We start from the raw sequence: 22,199 nt of genomic DNA on the forward strand, positions 1-22,199 counted from the left end.
CCGGATGCTCAAGGCGCCCACACCAGGACTTCTCCCTGCCCGCCGTTGGCGAGGTCGCCGAGCCAGCGGTCGACAGTGATGCCGCGGGCATCCAATCGGGAGAAGGGACCGTCGCGGGTGGCCAACGCGTCGGCGAAGAGTCTCAGGAACCCGAGCGCATGGGGGCCGTTGTGGTTGAAGGTCGGCGGTAGGCGCGGCTGCGCGGTCAGGAGGATCGTGCCGCGACGCATCGCGAACCCGGTCTGTGCGCCGGTCCGACCCAGGACGAGGATGGTGCCCGCGGTCATCCGGGATGCGCAATAGTCGCCGGCATCCCCGGCGATCAGGATCAGACCGCGCCGCTGATGGTCTCCGACGCGATCGCCGGCGTTGCCGTAAACCTCGATCCGTCCCCCGCGCAGCCCCCGACGCTCGCCGGGGATGGCGGCGCCGAGAAAGTCCCCGGCGTTCCCCCCGATGTGCAGTGTCCCGCCGGTCATCCCGGTGCCGGCGAAGATGCCGACATCTCCGCTCACCCGGATGCTCCCGCCCCGCAGATCCCGCCCCAGATAGGCCCCGGCGCGGCCCTCGACTCGAATGGTCCCTCGGGTCGATCCCGCTCCGATGCCGTCCAGGCGATCGCTGTCGGAACGGATCACGAGATCCTCGCGCGTGCCCTCGTCGACAGTAAAGAGATCACCGGTCGGGACCTGTCGATTCCCGACCCAGAGCGGCAGACGTCGGATCGCCTCCGCGGACGACTCGGCAAGCCGACCGGGCGTGAAGGCCGACATCTCGATGCGCTGGCGCGGCGCCTCCCGCAGGGTCAGCGTCAGCGGGCTCATGTGAGGATCTCCCGCAGGTGAAAATGAAACGGACCCAGCTTGCCGCCATAGTTACCGGCCGAGATGCGCAGCACCCCGGCGTCCGGCCCGAGGTCGCAGACGGCACGCACGCCGACGCGTGTGGCCTCGCGCACGTCCGCCTCGGTCAGCCCGTTGATGACGATTTCGAGCACGGCGCCGGTCTCGGCTTCGAGTCGGGATCGCACCAGTCCACGCAGGGTCGGGCAATAGGCATCGTTCGTGGAGGCCATCAGTGCCTTGTACTTGGAGCCGACCTTGGAGCCGGAGCGGGCAATACCGCCGGGGAAAGGCAAGAGGACGTCGGGCAGCCGTCGGATCGCCTCGACCGCCCGCTCGCAGGCCGCCAGCGCCCCGGGTAGCGTGCGCGCCAACACCAGGAAGTTGCCGCCGCCGACGGCGCTGGTCCGCGCGGTCATCTCTTCGCAGAGGAACTCGCCGTCCATGACCGGGACGCGCCAGAAACGCCGACCTCCGATCTGTTTGGAAATCTGATGACCATCGCCGAAGAAACGCAAGCTCTTGCCGAGCGGGACCGGCTTTTCGCTCGCCATGCCCGAGAACACAGCTGTAGTCGGGCAGGTGAGGACGCACTGCCCGACACGCCGCTCGACCTGCTTGGCCAGGTCCGACCCCGACATGGCGAACAGCAGCACGCTGATCCCCGGGCGGCCGTCCGGCGTCTCTGCTTGGGGGATCTCGGACTCGATCCCGGCCTCGACCCCGCAGCCGATGACCGAGGTCGCAAAGCCGGTCATGGTCTCACCCGCCACACGTGCCCAATGGGGGTTCAGCGCGGTGATGATCAGGCGCGTGGCCGTCATCCCGAATGCCTCGGCGAAGGTGTCGTCGATCGGGATGCCGTTGAGCCTCATACGCCACCTCGCGGCCGGCAGGCATGGACCTCGATCGGGCTGCCGATACCTTCCGCCATCTCGTCGTCGGAGATGGCGAAGTTGTCGAAGCTCATCGTGTGATAGCGGTCGAACCAGTCCGAGACGCGCTGTTCGATAGCCCGGTCGTACTCGGGGCGCACGACCTGGGTCGCCCCTCGCACCACACGGACGATGGCCCCCTCCTCCACCACGACCTCACCAGCCTTGAAGACCAGCATGGGCCGCGCGAAGGTCTGCTCGGGGTCCGCCAGCGGATGATAGACCGTGATGTCGGCACGTGCGCCGCCGCCCAGATGTCCCCGGTCGGTCAGTCCGAGGAGGCGGGCAGGACCGGCCCGGGTCATGATGGCGATTTCGTCGAGACTGTACTCCCGTTGCAGGGATCCCAGACAGCTCATGGCAGCGGCCTCCGGGTGGATCCGGGCGAGCTGCTCGTTGCGGAAGCCCCGATCCATCAGGAGGCGAATCAGCCTGGGGTAGCTGGTAAAGGGGGCGCCGTTGGGGTGGTCGGTCGTGAGGAAGACCCGCCAGGGGTCGTCCACCATGAGGAAGAGCTCGAGGCCGATCGCCCATTGGAGTGCATTGACGAAGTTCTTGTCGCGATAACGGAAGGGCACGACCCCGCAGCCCGCCTCGCACTCGATGTCCATGCAGGTCCACTTGCCGGGATGGGCATGGCGATGATTGGCATGCTGGTGCATCGTATCGCCCGAGATGGTCACGGTCTGGCCGAACATGACCTGACCCACGTCGATGCTGACGTTGCGGCGCCGATTCACAGCTTCGGCGATCTCGGCGGCAGCCGAGGAAAAATGGAGATCGCCCTGCGTCCCGTAGCTGTGGAATTGGATATGGGTTAAGTGGATCGGCAAACCTTCCGCCGCGTCCATGGTGGCCAAGGTGGCGCTGTAGTTTCCGGGCACCCCGAGGTTGCTCGCATGCACATGGAGCGGATGCGGAACCCCGAGCTCCGCGATCGCCCGGCTCAAGGTGCGCAGAATGTCGCGAGGACGCAGTGGGTAGTGCGGGTGCCGCTCGTCGACGTCCAGCGACCGGGCGTTGAACTTGAAAGCACTGATACCGCCCGGATTGACGACCTTGATTCCGATACATTGAGTCGCCCGCAGGGTCCAAGCGACATAGTCGTTGATCGTCTCCTGGCTCGCGCCCTCGCTCATGAGTTGCAGCAGCAGATCGTCATTGCCGAGCAAGGCGTATCCGCCGGTATCGAGCATCGGGGTGTCGGCCATCTCCATATGGGCCTGCCGCGCATTGATGGGCAGCACCGCCGGCTCGAAGCAGGTGGTGTAGCCCATCTCGGAATAGCGATAGCCCGCGGCCAGGCTCGCGGGCGCGGCATGCCCGCCGCCCGAGCGGGTCAGGGCCGTGCGTGGACGCACATGGGCCCGCTGATCCTCCGGCAACATGGTACGGGCGATGTTGACCTTCCCCCCGCCGATATGGGTGTGAAGGTCGATGGCGCCGGCCATGACGAGTTTTCCGTCGAGCGCGTAGGTCCGCTGCGGGACTTCCCCCGATGGCGCCTCGGACAGGATGCGGCCGTCGCGGATGTAGAGATCGCGGACCTCGCCGTCGACCCCGTTTGCCGGATCGAACAGGCGGCCGCCGGCGAGCTTGGTCAGCACGGCAGCCGCTCCTTCAAACCTGCGATGACCTCGGCCACCGACGGCAGGCCCAGGTCCCGCATTCGTCCCAGAGGCAGCGGGCAAGACGCATCCGTGCGATACCAATGTCCGGGATGGTCGATACCGGGCAGGCCCACCGGGATGGAAACTTCCGGCGTCCAGTCCAGACTCATCCCCGGGTAGCCCAACAGGATGGTGGGTCGAACGCTCGGGGGAGGTCCAGACGGCGTCGGGAGCGCAGCAACCCACACCAGCAGGTCGCACTCGTCGCGGGCGATCAGATCCTGATATCGGTTGAGCATGGGATCGTAGGTCGCACGACCCTGTTGCAGGCCTACCCGCAAGGGATAGCCGATCTGCCAGGTGCAGACCTGGCTGGCCGTCAGATCTCCGAGCGTCCCGGACAAGGGCAACGCGGCGGCGCGGGTGGTTTCGTTCAGATCCCGAACTAGCTCGACCAGCGCCTGGACCGTCAACTCGGCATGGGGAAAATCGAGCTCCGCGGCCGCCCAGATGACCAAGGCATAACGAGCGACGCGCAGTCGCTCAGCCAGATCCACCAGCGAACCGCCCGGGATCCCGGAAACAGCATCGCTACGCACCGGGCGGCCCGAGAGCATGCCTCGCAGAATGCCCGCAACGCCCGCCAAATCCTCGAGCGCGACCGGGATTCGGATGGGTTGCAGTGCTTGAAGTGCTGTCGGAACCGGCGACGCGTCCGGGGGGGCGAGCCATACGAGACGCCGGTCCTCCGGGGACGAGAACAAGGCTTCAGTCGGGACCAGCACCCGTTCGATGAGACGCGGAAACTCTCGGAGGCACTGGTTGCCGACCATCAGGATGAGATCGGCACGGTTTCTCGCCTCGGTCAGGGTGGTCGTCATCCAACCGCCGTCCTGGAGGACGAGGAGGTTGCGGAAGAGCGCATCGCCGTTGTGGTGATCCAGCACGGCACCGCAACGATCGGCGAGGTCCAATACGGCCCGCATGCCGTTCACATCCGTCACCAACCCTGCGAACAGCGGAGCATGGGCCGCATGAACCAGCCCGGCCGCATGCTGGAGTGCCTCGACGAGGGGTACCGGTCGGCCCCGAATCGCGGGTGTCGATGGGGGCAGATGCGCGATACTCGAGAAGGCATCATCGGCCGAACGGCATCCGGTCGGCTCGACAAGATGACCGTCGCCGGCGCCTCGCAGATTGTCGCAGGCCAGACCGCAGAAAGGGCACGTCAGGTTATCGCGGCGACCGGCCGGTTCGGCATTCCACATGGTGTTCTCTGCGCTGAAGGTTCGATGCCCTGCGCGGGCCGGGTAGTCGAGCCGACCAAATCCACGGTCGCATCGGGGTCGTGAATAACAAATCCGATCCGAATTGTCGGCAAGACCAACTGCAAGGCGGTCGAGCGGGCAACCGGTCGACCCGCTACGGGTCATAGCACCAATCACGCCAGATGACCGAAACCTGCGGGGCCGCCAGCGACGTCACCCCTTGAGCCATTCCTCCCGCAGCGGGCAGGCAATGACGACACGGACCGCCGCGTCTTCTCGAATCCGCGATGCAGCCGATGTGGCACCGCGGTCGTGACACAGTGAGTCAAGGGCGGGACACCATAACCAAGACCAGATCGAGACCGGGTGCGCCACGCTCCGCATGCGGCGGGCAGTGGCCCGAAGAAGCGCAGGCCCCGCCGAGCGAGTGTCAAATCAAGCGGGATAGGTATGGAATTTGCTTTCAGCCTCCTTAACATTGGAATCTACAGGAGTCGCGACGCCACATGCCCAACCGCCGATTCGACGCCATCGACGTGGAGGCGCCGGCCCGACTTCACCTCGGATTCCTGGATCTGAACGGAGGGCTGGGCCGGCGCTTCGGTAGTCTCGGACTGACGATCGATGGTTTCGCAACTCGCCTGCGTGCGCAACGTGGGGAAGGCATCAGCGCCGATGGTCCGGGCGCCGATCGCGCCATCGCGTTCGCAACAGCGCTCATACAGGCGCGAGGCTTCAGCGGCGGTGTCCGGATCGACATCGAGGAAATCACCCCGCAGCACACCGGAATGGGATCCGGCACCCAGATCGCGTTGGCCGTAGGAACCGCATTGGAGCGACTCTATCCCGAGATCCACGCGGAGGGCACGGATTGTAGGGTTCTTGCACGAACGCTCGGCCGCGGCCAACGTTCCGGAATCGGGATCGGTGCATTCGAAAAGGGCGGGTTCATCGTCGACTGCGGCCGCGCCGAGCGAGGGGAGGTTCCCCCCGTGGCTCTGCGTCTCCCGTTCCCGGAGGATTGGAGAATCCTGTTGGTGCTGGATCAACGCGGTCAAGGCTTGCACGGCGACCGGGAGGTCCGCGCCTTCAAGGCACTCCCGCTGTTCCCCGACGATGCGGCTGGGCGTCTGTGTCGAGTCCTTTTGATGCAGGTCGTACCGGGCCTGATCGAGCGACACCTGGATCCCGTCGCCGAAGGCATCGGGGAAATCCAGCGAGTAATCGGCGAACACTTTGCGCCGGCCCAAGGCGGTCGCTTCGCGTCGCCTCGGGTCGCGGCGGCGCTGCAATGGGCTGCCGCCAAAGGCTTCGCCGGGATCGGCCAGAGTTCATGGGGGCCTACCGGCTTCATCCTGGCGCCGGACGAGTATCAAGCCCGATGGTTGGAGCAGGGATTGAATCAGCACTTCGGCGAGCTGGCTCCACTGCGTTTCCGGATCGTCACCGGACGCAACCTGGGTGCCGCTCTGAATCCGGTGCATACACCCCTGCAATTGAGGCGCACCCACAGATGATGACCCGACGGCGGACCGAAAAGGTCGGAGCAACCGATGGATAAACCCTATCTCTTACACATGTTCACGCCGGCCCGTAACCTCAGCCCTTTCGACGTCAACATGGCCTACGATGCCGGCTGGGACGCCTGTATCCCTTACACAGGGGTGACCCTGGACGATGTCTCCGCATTGGTCCAGGACGCCATCTTCTCGCGCGGACCCAAGGGCGTTGCGCGTACCGGCATCTTTCTGGGCGGACGCGATATCCATCTGGCGATGGACATGCTCACGGCGGCGCGCGCGGCCATGGTGCCGCCGTTCGAGGTCTCGGTCTTCGCCGACCCCAGCGGCGCCTTTACGACCGCCGCAGCCATGGTCGCAAGTGTCGAGGCACAGCTGCTCCGAGACCCGCCGGGCGGACTGAGCGGGCGACGTATCCTGGTCTTCGGCGGCACCGGGCCGGTCGGCTCCGCGGCAGCGATCCTGGCCGCACGCGCCGGCGCCGACGCACTGATTGTCAGCCACCAGGGCTTGGCGCGAGCCGAGGCTGCGGTCCAGACTTGTGAGGAGCGCTACGGCGTGACCTTGTTCGCCGCCGATGGCAGCAACGATGAACACCTGATGGATCTGATGACGCAGGCCAACGTGATCTTCAATGCCGCAGCGGCCGGCGTGCAGGTGCTCGGCAAGCCGCACATCTCGGCGGCCGGGCGCTTGAAGGTCGCCTGCGATGTCAACGCAGTCCCCCCCGCGGGCATCGAGGGCGTCGGGGTGAATGACGAGGCCGTTGTGCTGGCGGCCTCCCCCGGGGGCGCGGTCGGCATCGGCGCACTCGCGGTCGGCAACATCAAATACAAGGTTCAGCAAGGTCTGCTCCGACGGATGCACGACTCCGGCTCACCCCAGTACCTCGGTCTCGACGAGGCCTTCGAGGCGGCGCGCCGACATGCGGGCTGAGCCCACGGAGCTCGTGTTGATCGCCAACAGCGCCCGCGCGCTGGCCGAATCGGCGGTGCGCGGCGGCTATGGTGTGCGGGTGCTGGATGCCTTCTGTGACGAGGATACCCGAGCGCTTGCACCCTGCATCCGGATCGGGATGCTCGGTCAGGGCCTGGACCCCGAGCACTTGACGGCCGAGATCGCGCGTCTGCCCTTGCTGGATCAGGGCGCCGGGATCGTTTTCGGGGCCGGCCTGGAGGCATCGCCTTCGGTGTTGTCCGGACTGACCGGAACACTGCGGCTGTTCGGAAACGACCCGGAGGTCCTGGCGCTAGTGGGTACGCCGAAAGCCTTCTTCGCGCTACTTGACGATTTGGAGGTCGACTACCCGGAGTCTCGTTGGGATCCGCCTGACGCGGACGACCCGATGCCCTGGTTGATCAAGATGCCAGGCGGCTGTGGCGGTCTCGGGGTGCGTCCCTGGCGCGTCGGAGACCGACCTCCGGGGGATCCGCACTACTTCCAACGCTTCCTCGCGGGTCGCCTGATGTCGCTCCTCTTCATCGCCGACGGCGAGATCCTGGCGGTTATCGGTTACAACCGCCTGCTGGTGGAAAGCAGCGATCCGGACCTGCCCTTCCTCTATGGCGGCGCGATCACCCAAACCGCCCCGGACGAGGCCGCGCGGTCATCGATCGAACGTGCCGCCGCGACGCTGGTCGGCGCCCTCGGGCTGCGCGGGGTGAACAACCTGGATTTTATTCTGCATGACGGACGGCCCTTTCTCCTCGAGCTCAACCCGCGCCCTTCCGCGACCCTCGCGCTCTACGAAGGGTCATGCGAGGGGGGCTGGATCGGACACCATATTCGCGCCTGCCTGGGAACGCTCCCCGACGTGGCGCCTGGCTCCGGCATCGACGTGAGCGGGCAACAGGTCATCTACGCGCCCCATGACCTTCGGATACCTTCAGGGCTCTGCTGGCCGGACTGGTGCCGGGACCGTCCGGTCGCCGGCAGCCAGGTGGACCGAGGCGCCCCGCTCTGCACCGTCATGGCCTCCGGCCCGAGCGACGCGGAGGTCGAGGTCCAACTGTCCCTGCGTTCATGCGACATCCTGGCCCGCATCGGTAACACGCAAGAGGCCGACACAGGGAGCGAGCTTGCGACATGAACCCGGACCAACCCAGCATCAACAGGCTGAGTGCGCCCCTTGTCGACGACCTCGTCGCGGACGCCGATCGCTTGCGACTCCTTGTGCATCGACTCGACAACGGTTGCCGGTTGATCGATGCCGGCACCTCCGCCGCGGGCGGGCTGGAGGCCGGACGCCGCATCGCCGAGATTTGTCTCGGCGGCTTGGGACAGGTCGGGCTGCGCACCGGCGGGGCGCCGGGCGGTTGGGCGATCGGCGTGGAGGTGATCACGACCAACCCCGTGCTGGCATGCCTCGGCTCGCAATATGCGGGCTGGAGCCTGAGCCACGGCGAGGGCAAGGGCAGCTTCCATGCCCTGGGGTCCGGACCCGGTCGGTCGCTAGCCCTCAAGGAACCCTTGTTCGCGGAGCTCGGGTATCGGGATCGCGCCGAGCAGACCAGCCTGGTGCTGGAGGTCGACCGCATCCCGCCCGAACCCTTGGTCGAGAAGATCGCGCGCGACTGCGGCATCGAGCCGTCCGGTCTGACGTTGATCCTCACGCCCACCCGAACCCTGGCCGGGACCGTCCAGATCGTGGCCCGCGTCCTCGAGGTCGCACTGCACAAGGCCCATGCGCTCGGTTTCGATCTCGCAGCCATCCGAGACGGGATGGGCAGCGCCCCTTTGCCACCGCCCGCGCCGGACTTCGTGACCGCCATGGGCCGGACCAATGACGCCATCCTCTTCGCGGGGCAGGTCCATCTCTTCGTCACCGGCGCGGACGATGCGGCAGAGGACTTGGCGATGCGGCTTCCGAGCAGCGCCTCGCGCGACTACGGGCGACCCTTTGCCGAGATCTTCGCCGCCTACGGTCACGACTTCTTCAAGATCGATCCTCTCTTGTTCAGCCCTGCACGCATTCTGGTCACCGCCTTGGACAGCGGTCGGACCTTTGCCGCAGGCGGGATCGACGCGAACCTCTTGGCCGCATCCTTCGGGCTGGCTCCATGAGCGCGCTGCGCCTGCCCCATCGGGATGTCGTGCACTGTCCCTTGGACGACGCTCGCATCGCCGTCTTTACGGACGATCCCGGCTGGCATGGGGAGCGTCTGCGACGGGCCTTTGCGGGGCGTGGCCGAGAGGTCGGGTTTGTGTCGCTGCAGAGGTGTCATTTCGATCTGGCCGAGGGGACATGCGCCGTTCGATTGCCGGGTTTCGAGACCCTGCCGGCGGCCGCTTTCGTGCGGGGCATCCCGGGCGGGACGCTCGAAGAGGTCGTCTTCTACCTCGACATCCTGCATGCGTTGCGGCACCTCGGCGTCCGTGTCTACAACGATGCGCGCGCGATCGAACGCAGTGTCGACAAGGGGATGACCAGTTTCCTGCTGAGCGCGGCAGGGATCCCGACCCCGCCGGCATGGGTCATCCGGGACCCGGCGGAGGCGCGCCGACTGATCGCGCGGGAGTCGGGAGCCGGTCATGAGCTGGTCCTCAAGCCCCTGTTCGGCTCGCAGGGAGAGGGGCTGATGCGACTTGGCGGCGGCTCCGCAACCCTACCCGATCCGCCTGCCTGCAACGGCGTCTATTACCTGCAACGCTACATTCCGACCGGCACGGCTCAGTCACACGATTGGCGCGTCTTCGTCATCGGCGGTCGCGCCGTGACGGCCATGTGCCGTATGGCGCAAGGCTGGATCACCAATGTCGCCCAAGGCGCGACCTGCCATCCCGCCGTCCTCGACCCGGAGCTGAAGGACTTGGCGGAGGCGGCTGCGGAAACCCTCGAGTTGGACTATGCCGGTGTCGATATCCTGCGCGATCCCGACGGCCGCGCCCGGGTCATCGAGGTCAACGGCATCCCGGCCTGGAAGGGGCTTCAGCAGGTCTGCGGGATGGAGATCGCGGAGGCATTGGTTGCGGATGTCATGCGCCGGGTGAAGGAATGCGCGCCGCTCATGGAGATCGCCGGCTGATGGCTGCCCGTCTTAAGGCGAACATGACGCACGCCATGCCCGGACGCAGCCGCATCGCTCGGGCCTATCGCGAGGCCTGCGAGCTCGAGCTGGCTGCGCTCAAGCCCGGGAACGTCCATCGCGCCGCCGACGGGCACGGCATGACCCTGACCGACTTCATGCGCAGTGCCGAGGTCAGCGCCGGCCCGTTGACCGAGCCGGGCCTTGGCTTGGGCGAGCGCGCATTCCGCGCGGTCGCGGCCACCCGGGAGGCGGTTGGCTGCAACACCAATCTCGGCATTGTCCTGCTTTGCGCACCGCTGGTCCAGGCGGCATTGGATCCCGGCGATTCGGGTCTGCGTGAACGGCTCCGCCGCACCTTGCGGCGCGCCGATGCTCGGGACACCGACGGACTCTTTCGCGCCATCCGCTTGGCGGCACCGGCGGGCCTCGGGGTCGCCGAGCTGCACGACGTTGCGGGTCCCGCGACAGCCCCGCCCCTCGAGGTCATGGCCTGCGCGGATTCAAAAGACCTGATCGCCCGCCAGTATGTGACCGGTTACGCCGATCTCTTCGAACGGGCCGTGCCGCTGCTGGTCGAGTGCGAAGGGCGCTGGGGCGACCCGGCTTGGGCCGCCGCGGCCGTCTACATGGATACCCTACAGCGCTATCCCGATTCCCATGTCGTGCGTAAGCTGGGCCCGGCGGTCGCGGACGAAGTACGTCGGCGAAGCGCCCCCATTGCCGACGCGCTGTGTCGTGCGGGTCGACCCGAGGCTTTTCGCAAGACCATGTCGCGGCTGGACCGGGAGTTCAAGCAAGCCGGCATCAACCCCGGCACCTGCGCCGATCTCACGGTCGCCTGCCTGCTGATCCGTCGTCTGGAACCCCTGTGCTCGATGTCCGTTCAGACGGCGACCGAACGCCGCTTCCGTCACCCCGGTTCCGCTCTGCCGGCATCGGGAATTTCCATCGAGAGCCCCTGAAGAGCGAAGGAGAACCTGCTATGTCCGTTATCAATAAGACCCTGGTCGGTGAATCGCTGGTCGGCGAAGGCAACGAAGTCGCGCATATCGACCTCATCATGGGACCGCGCGGCTCCGCGGCCGAAGCGGCCTTCTGCAACGCCCTCGTCAACAACAAGGACGGCTTCACCAGCCTGCTCGCGGTCGTCGCACCCAACTTGGCTGTCAAGCCGAACACCGTGCTGTTCAACAAGGTGACCATCAAGGGCGCCAAACAGGCCGTGCAGATGTTCGGTCCGGCCCAGCGCGGTGTCGCCATGGCCGTTGCCGATTGTGTCGAAGACGGTACGATCCCGGCGAGCGAGGCCGACGACACCTTCATTTGTGTCGGCGTCTTCATCCACTGGGATGCCGAGGACGACACCAAGATCCAGGACTACAACTACCAGGCCACCAAGGAGTCCATCCAGCGCGCGGTGGCGGGCGAGCCCACGGCGAAGGACGTCGTGGCCCGCAAGGGGAGCGAAGCCCACCCGTTCGCAGCCCACGTGTGATGCATCGGGGCCGCGGCACCCGATGGTGCCCGGCCCCCGAGGACCCAGGTGTCCGCCACCCGGCGCGCCCGCGCCCGCTCCCCGAGGAGTCTCTTGTATGTCGCTTCCCGATTCTCGTGCGGATCCGGCACAGTCGTCCCCCCGGCATCCGCCGGAGCCTCTAGGGCTCACGCTCCAGGAGCAGGCAATCCGCCGTCACCTGCCGCTCGAGCTCCTCGTGGACCGGTCGGCCCTGACTCACCGGGATCGGCTCGGGGACTATCCATCACCCGGCGGATTCCCGTCCGAGGCCGCGCGGGCGGTCCTTCTCGGACTGCGGTGGGCGGGATTGCTCCGCGAGGATGCCGATTTCGTGTGGATACCGGGCGAGATCCGTCGGCTCGAGCTCTTGCTGTGGGACCTGTCGTCCCTGCAGGACTATGGCTTTCGATTCCGTCAGGACTATGTCTATGCCGGATCGACCCATCGGGTCGTCGCGCTGAATGGCCTGAAGGCCCCGAAGGCCAACGTGGAGCACTTCCGGTCGCTCGGTGTCTGTCCGATCGCACCGCCGGATTTCCTGGCGAGTTTGGCGGTTTTCCTCGCGCATGTCGGGGAGTTGCACGCAGGCTATCTCTTCCTGCCGTTCCAGCGGGCGGATCAGGGGCGCGCGGTCGCCGTGGAGCTCACCCGGCACGGCATCGGCTTTCAGGAGCTGGACGCGGCCGACGAGCCGCAGGGTTTACTGCTGCGCAGCGCGACCTTGGCGGACGCTCGCTGCCTGCTCGACCTATTGCGGGATCGGCTGCAACCCATGCCCGGCGCCCTGGAGCGTTTCGAGCAGACCACGCCGGAGGTCACCGTCTCCAAAGAGCTGGTCTTCGATGCCGCCCACTTCATCACGGATCATCCCGCCAAGTGCTCCAATTTGCACGGCGGCCGCTACCGCCTCCATGTGAAGGTCACCGGACGGATCGACCCGGTCACCGGCTGCGTGGTGGACTACGGATACCTCAAACGCGTGGTCTCGCGCCGCGTCGTCGAGCGCTTCGACCATCACACACTGAACTACTGTGCGCCGGAGCTGGCCTGGCGTTCCAGCACCGAGCTTCTGTGTGTCTATATCTGGGAGCAGCTCATCGACTACCTGCCGGGTTTGGACGAGCTCGAGCTCTACGAAACCCCGCAGTCCTGGTGCCGGTATCGCGGCCCCACTCTGGAGCATCTCCAGCGCCACGGACCCGACCCCGTCCTGACCTATTTCCAGCAGGATCTCGGCAGCTCGCCGCTGAGACGACAGATTCAGCCGCTGCCTGTCCGGGACTCCGGGCTTGAACGCTGATCCGAACGCAGGCCGCCTACGGGGCTCGGGACGCGCTCAAATCGGCGATGACGGATGGCGGGATCCGGCTCCGATGGAGGGCCGTGGAGAGCAGGACCCCGGCAAGCCCGAGGTCGCGCAGGCGCAGCAGGTCGCGCGTGTGACGCACACCGCCGGCGGCATAGACGCGATGCGCCGGCGGCATCCGCTGCAACGCCCGGAGCAACCCGAAGTCAGGGCCGCTCCCGCTGCCGACGCGATCCAGAGTCATGACAATGACGTCTCGCGGCCAGAGATCGGGTCGGGTATCGAGGCCGACGGGACCGACCAAGCAACCGCCGCGGAAGTCGAGCGACAGGATCGGCGAGGCGAGTCGCGTACTCAGTGCCTCCCAGTGGGCAAGGTCGACGAGGGATTCACTGCCGACCACAGGCCGAGCCAGGCGCTCGAGGCGGTCCAGGACGTTCAAGCCGTTGTCGACCCAAAGAGTCACTCCGGGATGCCTCCGACGCAGGCGCGCAATCGCCGCAGCATGCCCGCCTTCCCCGTCGATCGCGTCGAGGTCGGCAATGTACAGCGTGCGAAACGGGTAAAGGCCGAGGAGCGCCTCGGCGACGTCCTCGGGCGCTGCAGAGCGGCACAGCGGTGAACGCAAGGGTGCGTAGTCTCGACGATGTCCCATCCTGGCGGCGACCGCCAGACCGGCCTTGAGGTCGATGACAGGAATCAACTCCATCGCGTGATCGCCATGCGGATCTTCGTCTTCGAATACGTCACCGGCGGAGGTATGCTGGATGCGTGTCCTACATCATCGTTGGCGCGGGAAGGCGATATGATGTTGCAGGCGCTGCTGGCCGACCTCTGCATGTTGGGCGATGTCGAGTGTCTCGTCACCCGGGATGCTCGTCTGCCCGTCGTCCCCATGCCGGTCGACTGTCGATTCGTGCGGTCGCAGGCTCGGTTTCCCGACGTCTGGGCCGCCGCACTCGCCGAGTCCGACGCGGTCTGGCCCGTCGCACCCGAGCATCGGCGCACGCTCGAGCGGGTCAGCGCAGCGATCCTCGCGGCGGGAAAGGGCCTGCTCAACAGCTCGCCTGCGGCGGTGAATATCGCCGCCAGCAAGCTGCGGACGGCCCGGCTGCTCGAGTCACAAGGCATTGCCGTGGTCCCGACGTTCGGCCCCGGGGAGGTCATTCCCGATATCAAGGGACGCTGGGTCCTCAAGCCGGACGACGGAGCCGGGTGCGAAGGCATCCGACTCTATCATGACCGCGACAGCCTATGCCGAGATTGGGACAGCTTGGCGGATTGGCGCAATCAGGTTGCGCAGCCCTTCATCCACGGCACGTCCGCGAGCCTGAGCTTTCTCGCGAAGGCCGGTGAAGCGACGCTGTTGAGCATCAACCGACAGCGTGTGGCGATCATGGATGACCGGCTGGTCCTCTTGGGGTGTGTGGTCAATGGCCTCGGGGCCGGAGACCCCCGTTTCCGCCGCTTGGCCGAGGACGTGGCTGCCGCGCTGCCCGGGCTCTGGGGCTATGTCGGCCTGGATCTGGTCATCACGCAGGACGGGCTGCCGGTGCTCGAGATCAATCCACGTCTCACCAGCTCCTATGCGGGATTGAGCGAATCCCTCGGCCTCAACACCGCGGGGCAGGTGCTCGAGCTTTATGTCGGCGGACGCCCTGAAGAGGCAATCGGTGCAGGTCGCGCAGTCGATGTCTGTTTGGAGTATGCCGGTGCCGCATGAGCGTTGGTTGGGCTGGGATCTGGGCGGTGCACACCTGAAGGCCGTTCAGCTCGATGCCCGGGGCAGAGTGGAGGCGGTGTTGCTGATCCCCTGCCCGCTATGGCAAGGCCTGGACCGCCTGGAGGCCGGTATCGACCGGGTCCTGGAGTGCCTTGCCATCCGCGCGAGGCGGCACGCGATCACCATGACCGGCGAGCTGGCCGACCTGTTCGACGGCCGCACCGAGGGGGTCGCGGCCTTGATCGCCTGTATGCAAGGTCGCTTGGCCGGGGAGACCATCAAGGTCTATGCCGGCACGGACGGGCTACTCGACCCCGAAGACGCCCTGCGCGCGGCCTCCCGGGTCGCCTCCGCCAACTGGCTCGCGAGCGCATCCATGGTGGCCGCGCGTCGACCGGCGGGGCTGCTCGTCGATATCGGCAGTACGACCACCGACCTGATCCCCATCAAGGAGGGTCGCGTCGTCGCACGCGGATACTCCGACAGCGAACGCCTCGCCCACGGCGAATTGATCTACAGCGGCGTCGCGCGCACGCCCCTGATGGCCCTGGCGCGGCGCGCACCATTCGGCGGGCAATGGATTCCGTTGATGGCCGAGCATTTCGCCACCACCGCCGATGTCTACCGACTCACGGGAGACCTGCCCGAGCATGCCGATCTCCTGCCCAGCGCGGACGGTCGCGAGAAGAGCCGGAAGGCCAGTGCGGCGCGTTTGGCCCGCATGTTGGGACTGGATGCCGCGCAAGCGGATCCGGCGACCTGGCGCGGACTCGCCGCTCATTTCGGGGAGCGGCAGCTGCGCATCCTGGCGGATACCTGCGAATGCCTGTTGTCCCGAGGCGACCTCGCCGAGGATGACCCCATCGTCGGGTGCGGCGTCGGGCGTTTCCTCGTGCGCAAGCTGGCGAAACGCTTGAATCGCCCTTACGTCGATTTCCGCGGGTTGCTCGAAACCACGACCGAGAGCGCAAGCCCGGATGTCGCCGATTGTGCCCCTGCAGCCGCCGTGGCCTTCCTGGCGGCGGAGATGGACGCCCGATGACCACCCCCTTGATCCGCGACGTTCCCTACCGCCCCGACAGCAGCGTCCTGTTCGAGGCCTTGGCGAGCCGCGCCTGGCCCGTCTTCCTCGATAGCGGGCGGCCGACGTGCACGCAAGGGCGCTATGACATCTTGACCGCCGAGCCGAACGCGACGCTGGTCACCCGCGGACTCAGGACCGAGCTGCGCGATGCGCACGGGATGCGTGCCTCCCTGGCGGACCCCTTCGCCCTTCTGGGCGAGACCCTCGGTGCGCGTCGACCCCGCATCCCGGGCATGCCGTTCCGCGGGGGGGCGATCGGCTACTTCGCCTATGATCTCGCCCGTCGTCTGGAACGCCTCCCCAGCCTCGCGGAGGACGCGGAGGGTATCCCGGACATGGCCGTCGGGATTTATGACTGGGCGCTGGTCGTGGATCATGCGAGGCGACGCTCCCGGCTGGTGGCGCACGACGAGGCGTGCCTCGACGAGTGGCTCGCACGCTTGGCCCCTGCCCTGTCCGGACGGCGCTCGACGCGCGCGCCGAGCGCCTTTCGCGTACTTGATCGCGTGCGCTCCAACCTCGGCCACGGGGAGTATCTGACGGCCGTCGCCCGCATCAAACACTACCTGCGCGAGGGCGACTGCTACCAGGTCAACCTTGCCCAGCGTTTCGCCGTCCCCGCGGAGGGCGACCCCTGGCATGCCTACAAGGGACTACGCATCGCGAATGCCGCTCCCTTCGGGGCCTATCTTGCGACGCCCGACTGTCACATCCTGTGCTCCTCGCCCGAGCGCTTCCTGAGCGTATGCGGGGACCGGGTGGAGACCAAACCCATCAAAGGGACCCGGCCGCGCGGGGGCGACCCCGTCGAGGACCGGATGCTCGCGCAGGCCCTGCGCAACAGCGTCAAGGACCGCGCCGAGAACCTGATGATCGTCGACCTCCTGCGCAACGACCTCGGCAAGGTCTGCGCTATCGGCAGCGTGCATGTCCCGACACTCTTCGCGATCGAGAGCTACGCACGCGTCCATCACCTGGTCAGCACGGTCCGCGGTCGCCTGGCCAAGGGTCGCACCGCCCTGGACCTGTTGCGGGCCTGTTTCCCCGGCGGCTCCATCACCGGGGCGCCCAAGCTGCGCGCCATGGAGATCATCGAGGAGCTCGAGCCACAGCGTCGCGGCGTCTACTGCGGGTCGATCGGCTATCTGGGCTACGACGGCACCATGGACACCAACATCGCCATCCGCACCCTCGTCCACTCGGCCGGGGTCACGCGCCTTTGGGCCGGTGGCGGCATCGTCGCCGACTCCGACCCCGAAGCCGAGTACCGCGAGACCTACGACAAGGCCGCGCCCCTGCTGGACCTCCTGGAGCGACTGCGGTTGGACCATGTGGGTAGCTGAGCCTTTCGGACCGCTCGGCGCGGCCGGGATCGGCCCATGTGGATAGCCAAGCTCGGCGGCAGCCTGCTGGCCGGGTCGGAGCCCTTGCGACCCTGGCTCGCCGCACTGTCCGGGCGCCCGGATCTGGTCCTGGTGCCGGGCGGTGGACCCTTCGCCGATCAGGTGCGTGCCGCCCAGGTGCGCTGGGGCTTCGACGATGCCACGGCCCACCACTTGGCGCTCCTCGCCATGGAGCAGCACGGTCGGATGCTCTGCGCGCTGCAACCCGGTCTCGCACCCGCAGCGACACCCGCGGCGCTGCTCGGCATAGCGTCTTCCGGCACGACTCCGGTGTGGATGCCGGTCGCCATGGCCCTGGCCGATCCGACGCTGCCGCGCGACTGGGACCTGACCTCGGATGCGCTTGCCGCCTGGCTCGGCGCCCGACTCGGCGCCGAGGCCCTGCTCCTGATCAAATCCGCCCCCCTGCCCGGCGGTCGGGTGCCGCTGGAGACCCTGGCCCTGCAGGGACTGGTCGACACACGCCTTCCCGCCTATGCGCGAGCCGCCGGCGTGCCCGTCTATCTCCTGTCGAGCACGGACCTGGAGGCACTGCCTGGTCTCCTGGCGCACGCAGATCACACCCGCGTAACCGTCGGCCTGTACTGAGCCGGCGGCATTGCGCGTGTCCGACCGGACGCGATCAGAACATGAGGCTCACCCCGGCGATGATCTGCCGCGACGCGCCGGCGAAGGCACCGTTGACGCGGCTGACCAGGTAAGTCTCGTCGGTGAGATTGGTGGCGCTGAGGTAGAGGGTCGCGCCGTGCTGCGGAAGCCGGAAGTTGACTGCGGCGTCGAGCGTGGTGTAGCTCGGGATCAGACCGGACTGACCGTCGGCCGATGCCGCCCTGGAGTTCGCGGCGTCGGTGTACTGCTCGTCGATGTAGGTCACCCCCATCCGTGCGTCCCAGCCTGCGGCGTGCTCGAAGCCGAGGCCCACCGAGAGCATCTGTCGGGGGGCGTAGGGCAGCCGGTTGCCGCGGGCACCGGCGGCGTCGTTCTCGAACTTCGCCGTGAAAAGATTGGTGTAGCTCAGCGTTGCGTACGGATTGTGGATGCCCGACCTCAGTTGCCCGAAATCGACTCTGGCGGCGACCTCGAGCCCCTGAAACAGGGTCTCGCCCGCATTCGCGTAGGTCTGGGCCAGGCCAAGGGCCTCGCCTTCGACGATTTGGTTGTCGAAGTCCGTCTGAAACAGGGTCGCCTCCCACTGTAGGCCTGTCAGCGCCGAGCTGCGCGCCCCGATCTCGTAGTTGGTGCTGAGCTCGGGGTCGACGCGTTGAAGCGCGTCGTCGGTTGGGTTCAGGTTAGCGTCCGGTCGCGGCGGGGCGATGCCGCGATGGATGCCAGCAAAGAGGGTGGTTTGCGGCAGGCCGAAATAGGTCACGCCCAATCCGGGTAGCCACTCGGTGTTGTCGATGGTCACCGATTTGCCGTTGTTGATCTCACGATCGGTGCGGGAGAGGACCGCCGTGTTCTTCAGCGAGTAGTCTTCCAGGCGCAGGCCCGGCGTGATCGACCAGTCGCCTAGGAAGGTCGTGTTCTGGAGATAGGCGGAAAAGGCATCGGTATCGATATCGTTCTGGTCTCGGAAGTAGGTCCCTTCCGACTCCTCGCGGGATCTCGGGGTCGTGCCGCTGAATCGCTTTCGGCTGATCCGCTCCTCATGCAGCCGCAACCCGGCCACGAGCTCGCCGGGTATGCCGAAGGCCTGATGGACCATCTCTAGGCGCGGCTCGATCCCGTAGAACTCATACTCGCGGGGGCGCATCTGGTTGCCGCAAAAGGGCGCGAAGATCTCGAAGCCGTTCGGCACCGTAAAATCGATACCTTCACCGTCGAGACGGCAGGCCGGATTGCGAGGTCCAGTGTCCGGAGCACGGCTGCGCAGGGTTTCGTTCTCGCCGGCCTCCGCGATTGCATCGAGCTGCCGATAGGAGGCGCGGTCGACCTTCTGGTAGTAGATCTGCGTCGACAACTGCGCGTTCTCGCGAAGCTCGATGCGATGGACCAGTTGGGCCGCCCAGCGCTCCAATTCGAACTTGTCGTCCGGGAAGGGGTTGGCGAACGGATCCCGGTCGAAGCGGGCCTGGTCCAAGCCGGCCTCGCCGATCTTGGAATCCTCTTCGTAATAGCCGACCTTGGCGAGCACCGACTGACGGCTCGAGATCTCCAAGGCCGCCTTCAAGGAGAAGTCGCGCAGCCGATGGCGGTGGCTCTCGCGCACACCGTCGCCCTGACGCTGCAGCGCCTCCACCAGCCAGCCGCCCCAGTCGCCGCCGCTGCCGACGCCGGCGCTGATCTGGTTGAAGCGATTGTTGCCGATCGAGAGGTCGGCCTCGCCGACGAATTCCCGCGGGACGGGTCGAGTCACGAAGTTGATCACACCGCCAACCGTCTGAGGCCCATGGACGATCTGGCCCGAGCCCTTCATCACCTCGATACGCTCGATGCGTGTCAGCGGGGTGCTGTAATGGGCGCTTGGATCGCTGTAGGGCGCCAATTGGATCGGCATGCCGTCTTCGAGAAGCAGGGTGCGTACGGTGCGCCGCGGGTCGAGCCCGCGGACACCGATGTTGAGGTTCAAGCCAAAGGCATCCTCGCCGACAACATGCACGCCCGGCACCCCTTGCAGCAGCTCGCGGATCGAAAAGGGGCGTTCGGCCTCGATTTGTGCCCGCTCGATCAGGTTGGTAGAGCCCGGCACGGCCTCGAGCCGATCGGGCACGGCACTGGTAATGGTCAGGGTCGGCAGGGACGTGACGCCTTCCGAATCACCCTCGTCATCCTGTGCGGCCACATCCAAAGCGATGCAGACCAGCACGACGGCGAGGGGGAGCCGACGAGGGTCGGGGGTGCACTTGTCGTCGAGGGCGGTCCCGCAGCTCATGAATATCCTCCAGTGTCGTCGTCGGATGTGGACCTCGACCGGCACAGAGTCGGTGTGCGCAGATCAGTCGCGACCGCGCTCCACGGGCGAGAGCGCGGCGGATTCTTCGTCCGTGAACAACCGCGAGCGGGTCAAGAAGCGCACACCCTCGGGACCCTCCAGCGAGAACATGCCGCCACGCCCGGGCACCACGTCGATGATCAGTTGGGTGTGCCGCCAGTAGTCGAATTGGGCCTCGCTCATCCAGAAGGGGCAGCCGCCGATCTCGCCGAGTTTCACGTCGCTCCCGCCCGTGCGCAGCTCACCGGCAGGCCAGCACATGGGCGCACTGCCGTCGCAGCAGCCGCCGGACTGGTGAAACATCAAGGGACCGTGCTGTGCCTTCAGTCGCTCGATCAGCGCGAGCGCGGCCTCGGTTGCCACGACGCGCGGGCTGGGGTCGCTCATGGTGTCTCGCTCCGGAATTCGGGGTGTGGTGGCGGGCCCGCCGGCCCGACCACCGCATCGACCGGGAGCGCACACCTTGCGGCGCGCATCTCCCGGGCGCCATCCTCAGAAGAAGCCCAAGGCATGCGGGCTGTAGCTGACCAGTAGGTTCTTCGTCTGCTGGTAGTGCTCGAGGGCCATCTTGTGGTTCTCGCGACCGATGCCCGATTGTTTGTAGCCGCCGAAGGCGGCATGCGCCGGGTAGAGGTGATAGCAATTGGTCCAGACGCGTCCGGCCTTGATGGCGCGCCCCATGACGATGGCGCGACGACCGTCGCGGCTCCAAACGCCGGCCCCGAGTCCATACAGCGAGTCGTTGGCGATCGCCAGAGCCTCGGCCTCGTCCTTGAAGGTGGTCACCGAGACCACCGGGCCGAAGATCTCCTCCTGGAAGATGCGCATCTTGTTGTGACCCTTGAAGACGGTCGGCTTGACGTAGTAGCCCCCGGCGAGGTCACCCTCCAGGACGGCGCGCTCCCCGCCCACCAGACACTCGGCGCCTTCCTGGCGCCCGATGTCGATATAGGCGAGGATTTTGTCGAGCTGCTCGGAGGACGCCTGGGCGCCGATCATGGTCTCGGTGTCCAGCGGGTTTCCTTGCTTGACCTGCTTGACTCGTTCTACCGCGCGGGCGATGAACGCATCGGCAATGGACTCCTGGACCAGAACCCGCGAGGGACAGGTGCAGACCTCACCCTGGTTCAGGGCGAACATCGCAAACCCTTCGAGCGTTTTGTCGAAGAAGGCGTCTTCCTGATCCATGATATCCGCGAAAAAGATGTTCGGCGACTTGCCGCCCAGCTCGAGCGTAACCGGGATGATGTTCTCCGCCGCATACTGCATGATCAGCCGGCCGGTACTGGTCTCGCCGGTGAAGGCGATCTTGGCGATGCGCTTGTTGGTCGCGAGCGGTTTGCCGGCCTCGACGCCGAAGCCGTTGACGATGTTGAGCACACCCGGCGGCAACAGATCCTGGATCAGCTCGGCCACCACCAGGATCCCGACCGGGGTCTGTTCGGCCGGTTTGAGCACGACGCAGTTGCCGGCCGCCAGAGCGGGGGCCAGCTTCCAGACGGCCATCAGGATGGGGAAATTCCAGGGGATGATCTGACCGACAACACCCAGAGGCTCGTGGAAATGGTAGGCGACCGTGTCGTGGTCGATCTCGCAGATCGACCCCTCTTGGGCGCGAATGCAACCGGCAAAGTAGCGGAAGTGGTCCACGGCGAGCGGAAGATCCGCCGCCATCGTCTCGCGGATGGGCTTGCCGTTGTCCCAAGCCTCCGCGAGCGCGATGATTTCCAGGTTTTGCTCGATGCGGTCGGCGATCTTGAGAAGAACGTTCGAGCGCTCGGCCGGGGAGGCTTTTCCCCAGGCGTCTTTGGCACGATGAGCCGCATCCAGGGCCAGCTCGATGTCGGCAGCGGACGATCGCGGGATCTCGCAGAAGGCTCGACCATCGACGGGCGAGACGTTCTCGAAATACCGACCCTCGACGGGCGCGACCCATTCGCCCCCGATGAAGTTTCCGTAACGCGGCTTGAAGCTGAGCTTGGAATCGGCCTCGCCAGGCTTGGCATAGATCATGGTTTGCTCTCCTTCGTCA

Annotated in this window: 20 protein-coding genes; 12 read left to right on the forward strand and 8 right to left on the reverse strand. The window is 66.6% G+C overall.

The features are described 5' to 3' along the window. Window positions 1-8: 8 nt before the first annotated feature. From BDD21_RS22825 to BDD21_RS22840, 4 genes are read right to left on the reverse strand one after another with little or no spacing between them, the layout of a single operon-like run. Window positions 9-824 carry a formylmethanofuran dehydrogenase subunit C gene (locus tag BDD21_RS22825; protein WP_120799123.1) on the reverse strand — a complete coding sequence of 272 codons (816 nt, stop codon included), beginning with the start codon at window positions 822-824 and terminating at the stop codon, window positions 9-11. Next, complete coding sequence (gene fhcD / locus BDD21_RS22830) at window positions 821-1,717, reverse strand: formylmethanofuran--tetrahydromethanopterin N-formyltransferase (protein ID WP_120799124.1); 897 nt, start codon at window positions 1,715-1,717, stop codon at window positions 821-823. The genes BDD21_RS22825 and fhcD overlap by 4 nt, the downstream gene beginning before the upstream one ends. After that, window positions 1,714-3,384 (reverse strand): formylmethanofuran dehydrogenase subunit A, encoded by a 1,671-nt coding sequence (locus tag BDD21_RS22835; protein WP_120799125.1) that lies wholly within the window; start codon window positions 3,382-3,384, stop codon window positions 1,714-1,716. Before BDD21_RS22835 ends, fhcD begins: the two co-directional genes overlap by 4 nt. Beyond that, window positions 3,378-4,655 (reverse strand): formylmethanofuran dehydrogenase subunit B, encoded by a 1,278-nt coding sequence (locus BDD21_RS22840; RefSeq protein WP_120799126.1) that lies wholly within the window; start codon window positions 4,653-4,655, stop codon window positions 3,378-3,380. Before BDD21_RS22840 ends, BDD21_RS22835 begins: the two co-directional genes overlap by 7 nt. 506 nt (window positions 4,656-5,161) lie before the next feature. Here BDD21_RS22840 and BDD21_RS22845 point away from each other — a divergent pair. From BDD21_RS22845 to BDD21_RS22880, 8 genes are all read left to right on the forward strand, one after another. Next, on the forward strand, window positions 5,162-6,172 hold the full coding sequence (locus BDD21_RS22845) for a beta-ribofuranosylaminobenzene 5'-phosphate synthase family protein (RefSeq protein ID WP_120799127.1): 1,011 nt from the start codon (window positions 5,162-5,164) through the stop codon (window positions 6,170-6,172). A gap of 36 nt (window positions 6,173-6,208) precedes the next feature. Beyond that, window positions 6,209-7,111, forward strand: a complete 903-nt coding sequence (locus BDD21_RS22850; protein ID WP_120799128.1) for an NAD(P)-dependent methylenetetrahydromethanopterin dehydrogenase — start codon at window positions 6,209-6,211, stop codon at window positions 7,109-7,111. A gap of 16 nt (window positions 7,112-7,127) precedes the next feature. Next, on the forward strand, window positions 7,128-8,264 hold the full coding sequence (locus tag BDD21_RS22855) for an ATP-grasp domain-containing protein (protein WP_170164870.1): 1,137 nt from the start codon (window positions 7,128-7,130) through the stop codon (window positions 8,262-8,264). After that, window positions 8,261-9,238: a methenyltetrahydromethanopterin cyclohydrolase gene (gene mch / locus BDD21_RS22860; RefSeq protein ID WP_120799130.1), complete on the forward strand. Its 978-nt coding sequence runs from the start codon at window positions 8,261-8,263 to the stop codon at window positions 9,236-9,238. The genes BDD21_RS22855 and mch overlap by 4 nt, the downstream gene beginning before the upstream one ends. After that, entirely contained in the window at window positions 9,235-10,200 is a 966-nt protein-coding gene (locus BDD21_RS22865) for an ATP-grasp domain-containing protein (protein WP_120799131.1), read from the forward strand. The genes mch and BDD21_RS22865 overlap by 4 nt, the downstream gene beginning before the upstream one ends. Further along, window positions 10,200-11,165 (forward strand): triphosphoribosyl-dephospho-CoA synthase, encoded by a 966-nt coding sequence (locus BDD21_RS22870; protein ID WP_245969756.1) that lies wholly within the window; start codon window positions 10,200-10,202, stop codon window positions 11,163-11,165. Before BDD21_RS22865 ends, BDD21_RS22870 begins: the two co-directional genes overlap by 1 nt. 20 nt (window positions 11,166-11,185) lie before the next feature. Further along, window positions 11,186-11,698: a formaldehyde-activating enzyme gene (gene fae / locus BDD21_RS22875; RefSeq protein WP_120799132.1), complete on the forward strand. Its 513-nt coding sequence runs from the start codon at window positions 11,186-11,188 to the stop codon at window positions 11,696-11,698. A gap of 97 nt (window positions 11,699-11,795) precedes the next feature. After that, the gene (locus BDD21_RS22880; protein ID WP_120799133.1) at window positions 11,796-13,019 is read left to right on the forward strand and encodes a 6-pyruvoyl trahydropterin synthase family protein; all 1,224 of its coding nucleotides are present in this window, start codon (window positions 11,796-11,798) and stop codon (window positions 13,017-13,019) included. Window positions 13,020-13,035: 16 nt separating this feature from the next. Here the strand turns inward: BDD21_RS22880 and BDD21_RS22885 are convergent, their stop codons facing one another. After that, window positions 13,036-13,734 carry a HisA/HisF-related TIM barrel protein gene (locus BDD21_RS22885; RefSeq protein ID WP_120800082.1) on the reverse strand — a complete coding sequence of 233 codons (699 nt, stop codon included), beginning with the start codon at window positions 13,732-13,734 and terminating at the stop codon, window positions 13,036-13,038. Window positions 13,735-13,746: 12 nt separating this feature from the next. Here BDD21_RS22885 and BDD21_RS22890 point away from each other — a divergent pair, with 12 nt between their 5' ends. Genes BDD21_RS22890 through BDD21_RS22905 form a run of 4 tightly spaced genes read left to right on the forward strand, consistent with a single transcriptional unit; the run spans window position 13,747 to window position 17,823 of the window. Continuing rightward, entirely contained in the window at window positions 13,747-14,748 is a 1,002-nt protein-coding gene (locus tag BDD21_RS22890) for an ATP-grasp domain-containing protein (RefSeq protein ID WP_245969971.1), read from the forward strand. Further along, window positions 14,738-15,790 (forward strand): hydantoinase/oxoprolinase family protein, encoded by a 1,053-nt coding sequence (locus BDD21_RS22895; protein WP_245969758.1) that lies wholly within the window; start codon window positions 14,738-14,740, stop codon window positions 15,788-15,790. The genes BDD21_RS22890 and BDD21_RS22895 overlap by 11 nt, the downstream gene beginning before the upstream one ends. Continuing rightward, window positions 15,787-17,175 carry an aminodeoxychorismate synthase component I gene (pabB, locus tag BDD21_RS22900; protein WP_120799136.1) on the forward strand — a complete coding sequence of 463 codons (1,389 nt, stop codon included), beginning with the start codon at window positions 15,787-15,789 and terminating at the stop codon, window positions 17,173-17,175. Before BDD21_RS22895 ends, pabB begins: the two co-directional genes overlap by 4 nt. Window positions 17,176-17,211: 36 nt before the next feature. Then, window positions 17,212-17,823, forward strand: a complete 612-nt coding sequence (locus BDD21_RS22905; RefSeq protein ID WP_120799137.1) for an amino acid kinase family protein — start codon at window positions 17,212-17,214, stop codon at window positions 17,821-17,823. Window positions 17,824-17,857: 34 nt separating this feature from the next. On the opposite strand, the gene BDD21_RS22910 is transcribed toward BDD21_RS22905, so the two are convergent. From BDD21_RS22910 to adh, 3 genes are all read right to left on the reverse strand, one after another. Beyond that, window positions 17,858-20,107: a TonB-dependent receptor family protein gene (locus BDD21_RS22910; protein WP_120799138.1), complete on the reverse strand. Its 2,250-nt coding sequence runs from the start codon at window positions 20,105-20,107 to the stop codon at window positions 17,858-17,860. 63 nt (window positions 20,108-20,170) lie between these two features. Further along, window positions 20,171-20,554, reverse strand: coding sequence for a DUF779 domain-containing protein (locus BDD21_RS22915; protein ID WP_120799139.1), 384 nt, complete (start codon window positions 20,552-20,554; stop codon window positions 20,171-20,173). 105 nt (window positions 20,555-20,659) lie between these two features. Then, window positions 20,660-22,180 carry an aldehyde dehydrogenase gene (gene adh, locus BDD21_RS22920; protein ID WP_120799140.1) on the reverse strand — a complete coding sequence of 507 codons (1,521 nt, stop codon included), beginning with the start codon at window positions 22,178-22,180 and terminating at the stop codon, window positions 20,660-20,662. Window positions 22,181-22,199: the final 19 nt, after the last annotated feature.

Source organism: Thiocapsa rosea, assembly GCF_003634315.1.
GTDB classification, from domain to species: Bacteria; Pseudomonadota; Gammaproteobacteria; order Chromatiales; family Chromatiaceae; genus Thiocapsa; species Thiocapsa rosea.

Excerpts from the sequence above, each read along its gene's own strand:
- BDD21_RS22825 (WP_120799123.1), bottom strand. The coding sequence starts at position 824 with ATGAGCCCGCTGACGCTGACCCTGCGGGAGGCGCCGCGCCAGCGCATC.
- fhcD (WP_120799124.1), bottom strand. The coding sequence starts at position 1,717 with ATGAGGCTCAACGGCATCCCGATCGACGACACCTTCGCCGAGGCATTC.
- BDD21_RS22840 (WP_120799126.1), bottom strand. The coding sequence starts at position 4,655 with ATGTGGAATGCCGAACCGGCCGGTCGCCGCGATAACCTGACGTGCCCT.
- BDD21_RS22845 (WP_120799127.1), top strand. The coding sequence starts at position 5,162 with ATGCCCAACCGCCGATTCGACGCCATCGACGTGGAGGCGCCGGCCCGA.
- BDD21_RS22850 (WP_120799128.1), top strand. The coding sequence starts at position 6,209 with ATGGATAAACCCTATCTCTTACACATGTTCACGCCGGCCCGTAACCTC.
- mch (WP_120799130.1), top strand. The coding sequence starts at position 8,261 with ATGAACCCGGACCAACCCAGCATCAACAGGCTGAGTGCGCCCCTTGTC.
- BDD21_RS22865 (WP_120799131.1), top strand. The coding sequence starts at position 9,235 with ATGAGCGCGCTGCGCCTGCCCCATCGGGATGTCGTGCACTGTCCCTTG.
- BDD21_RS22870 (WP_245969756.1), top strand. The coding sequence starts at position 10,200 with ATGGCTGCCCGTCTTAAGGCGAACATGACGCACGCCATGCCCGGACGC.
- fae (WP_120799132.1), top strand. The coding sequence starts at position 11,186 with ATGTCCGTTATCAATAAGACCCTGGTCGGTGAATCGCTGGTCGGCGAA.
- BDD21_RS22880 (WP_120799133.1), top strand. The coding sequence starts at position 11,796 with ATGTCGCTTCCCGATTCTCGTGCGGATCCGGCACAGTCGTCCCCCCGG.
- BDD21_RS22885 (WP_120800082.1), bottom strand. The coding sequence starts at position 13,734 with ATGGAGTTGATTCCTGTCATCGACCTCAAGGCCGGTCTGGCGGTCGCC.
- BDD21_RS22890 (WP_245969971.1), top strand. The coding sequence starts at position 13,747 with ATGCGGATCTTCGTCTTCGAATACGTCACCGGCGGAGGTATGCTGGAT.
- pabB (WP_120799136.1), top strand. The coding sequence starts at position 15,787 with ATGACCACCCCCTTGATCCGCGACGTTCCCTACCGCCCCGACAGCAGC.
- BDD21_RS22905 (WP_120799137.1), top strand. The coding sequence starts at position 17,212 with ATGTGGATAGCCAAGCTCGGCGGCAGCCTGCTGGCCGGGTCGGAGCCC.
- BDD21_RS22910 (WP_120799138.1), bottom strand. The coding sequence starts at position 20,107 with ATGAGCTGCGGGACCGCCCTCGACGACAAGTGCACCCCCGACCCTCGT.
- BDD21_RS22915 (WP_120799139.1), bottom strand. The coding sequence starts at position 20,554 with ATGAGCGACCCCAGCCCGCGCGTCGTGGCAACCGAGGCCGCGCTCGCG.
- adh (WP_120799140.1), bottom strand. The coding sequence starts at position 22,180 with ATGATCTATGCCAAGCCTGGCGAGGCCGATTCCAAGCTCAGCTTCAAG.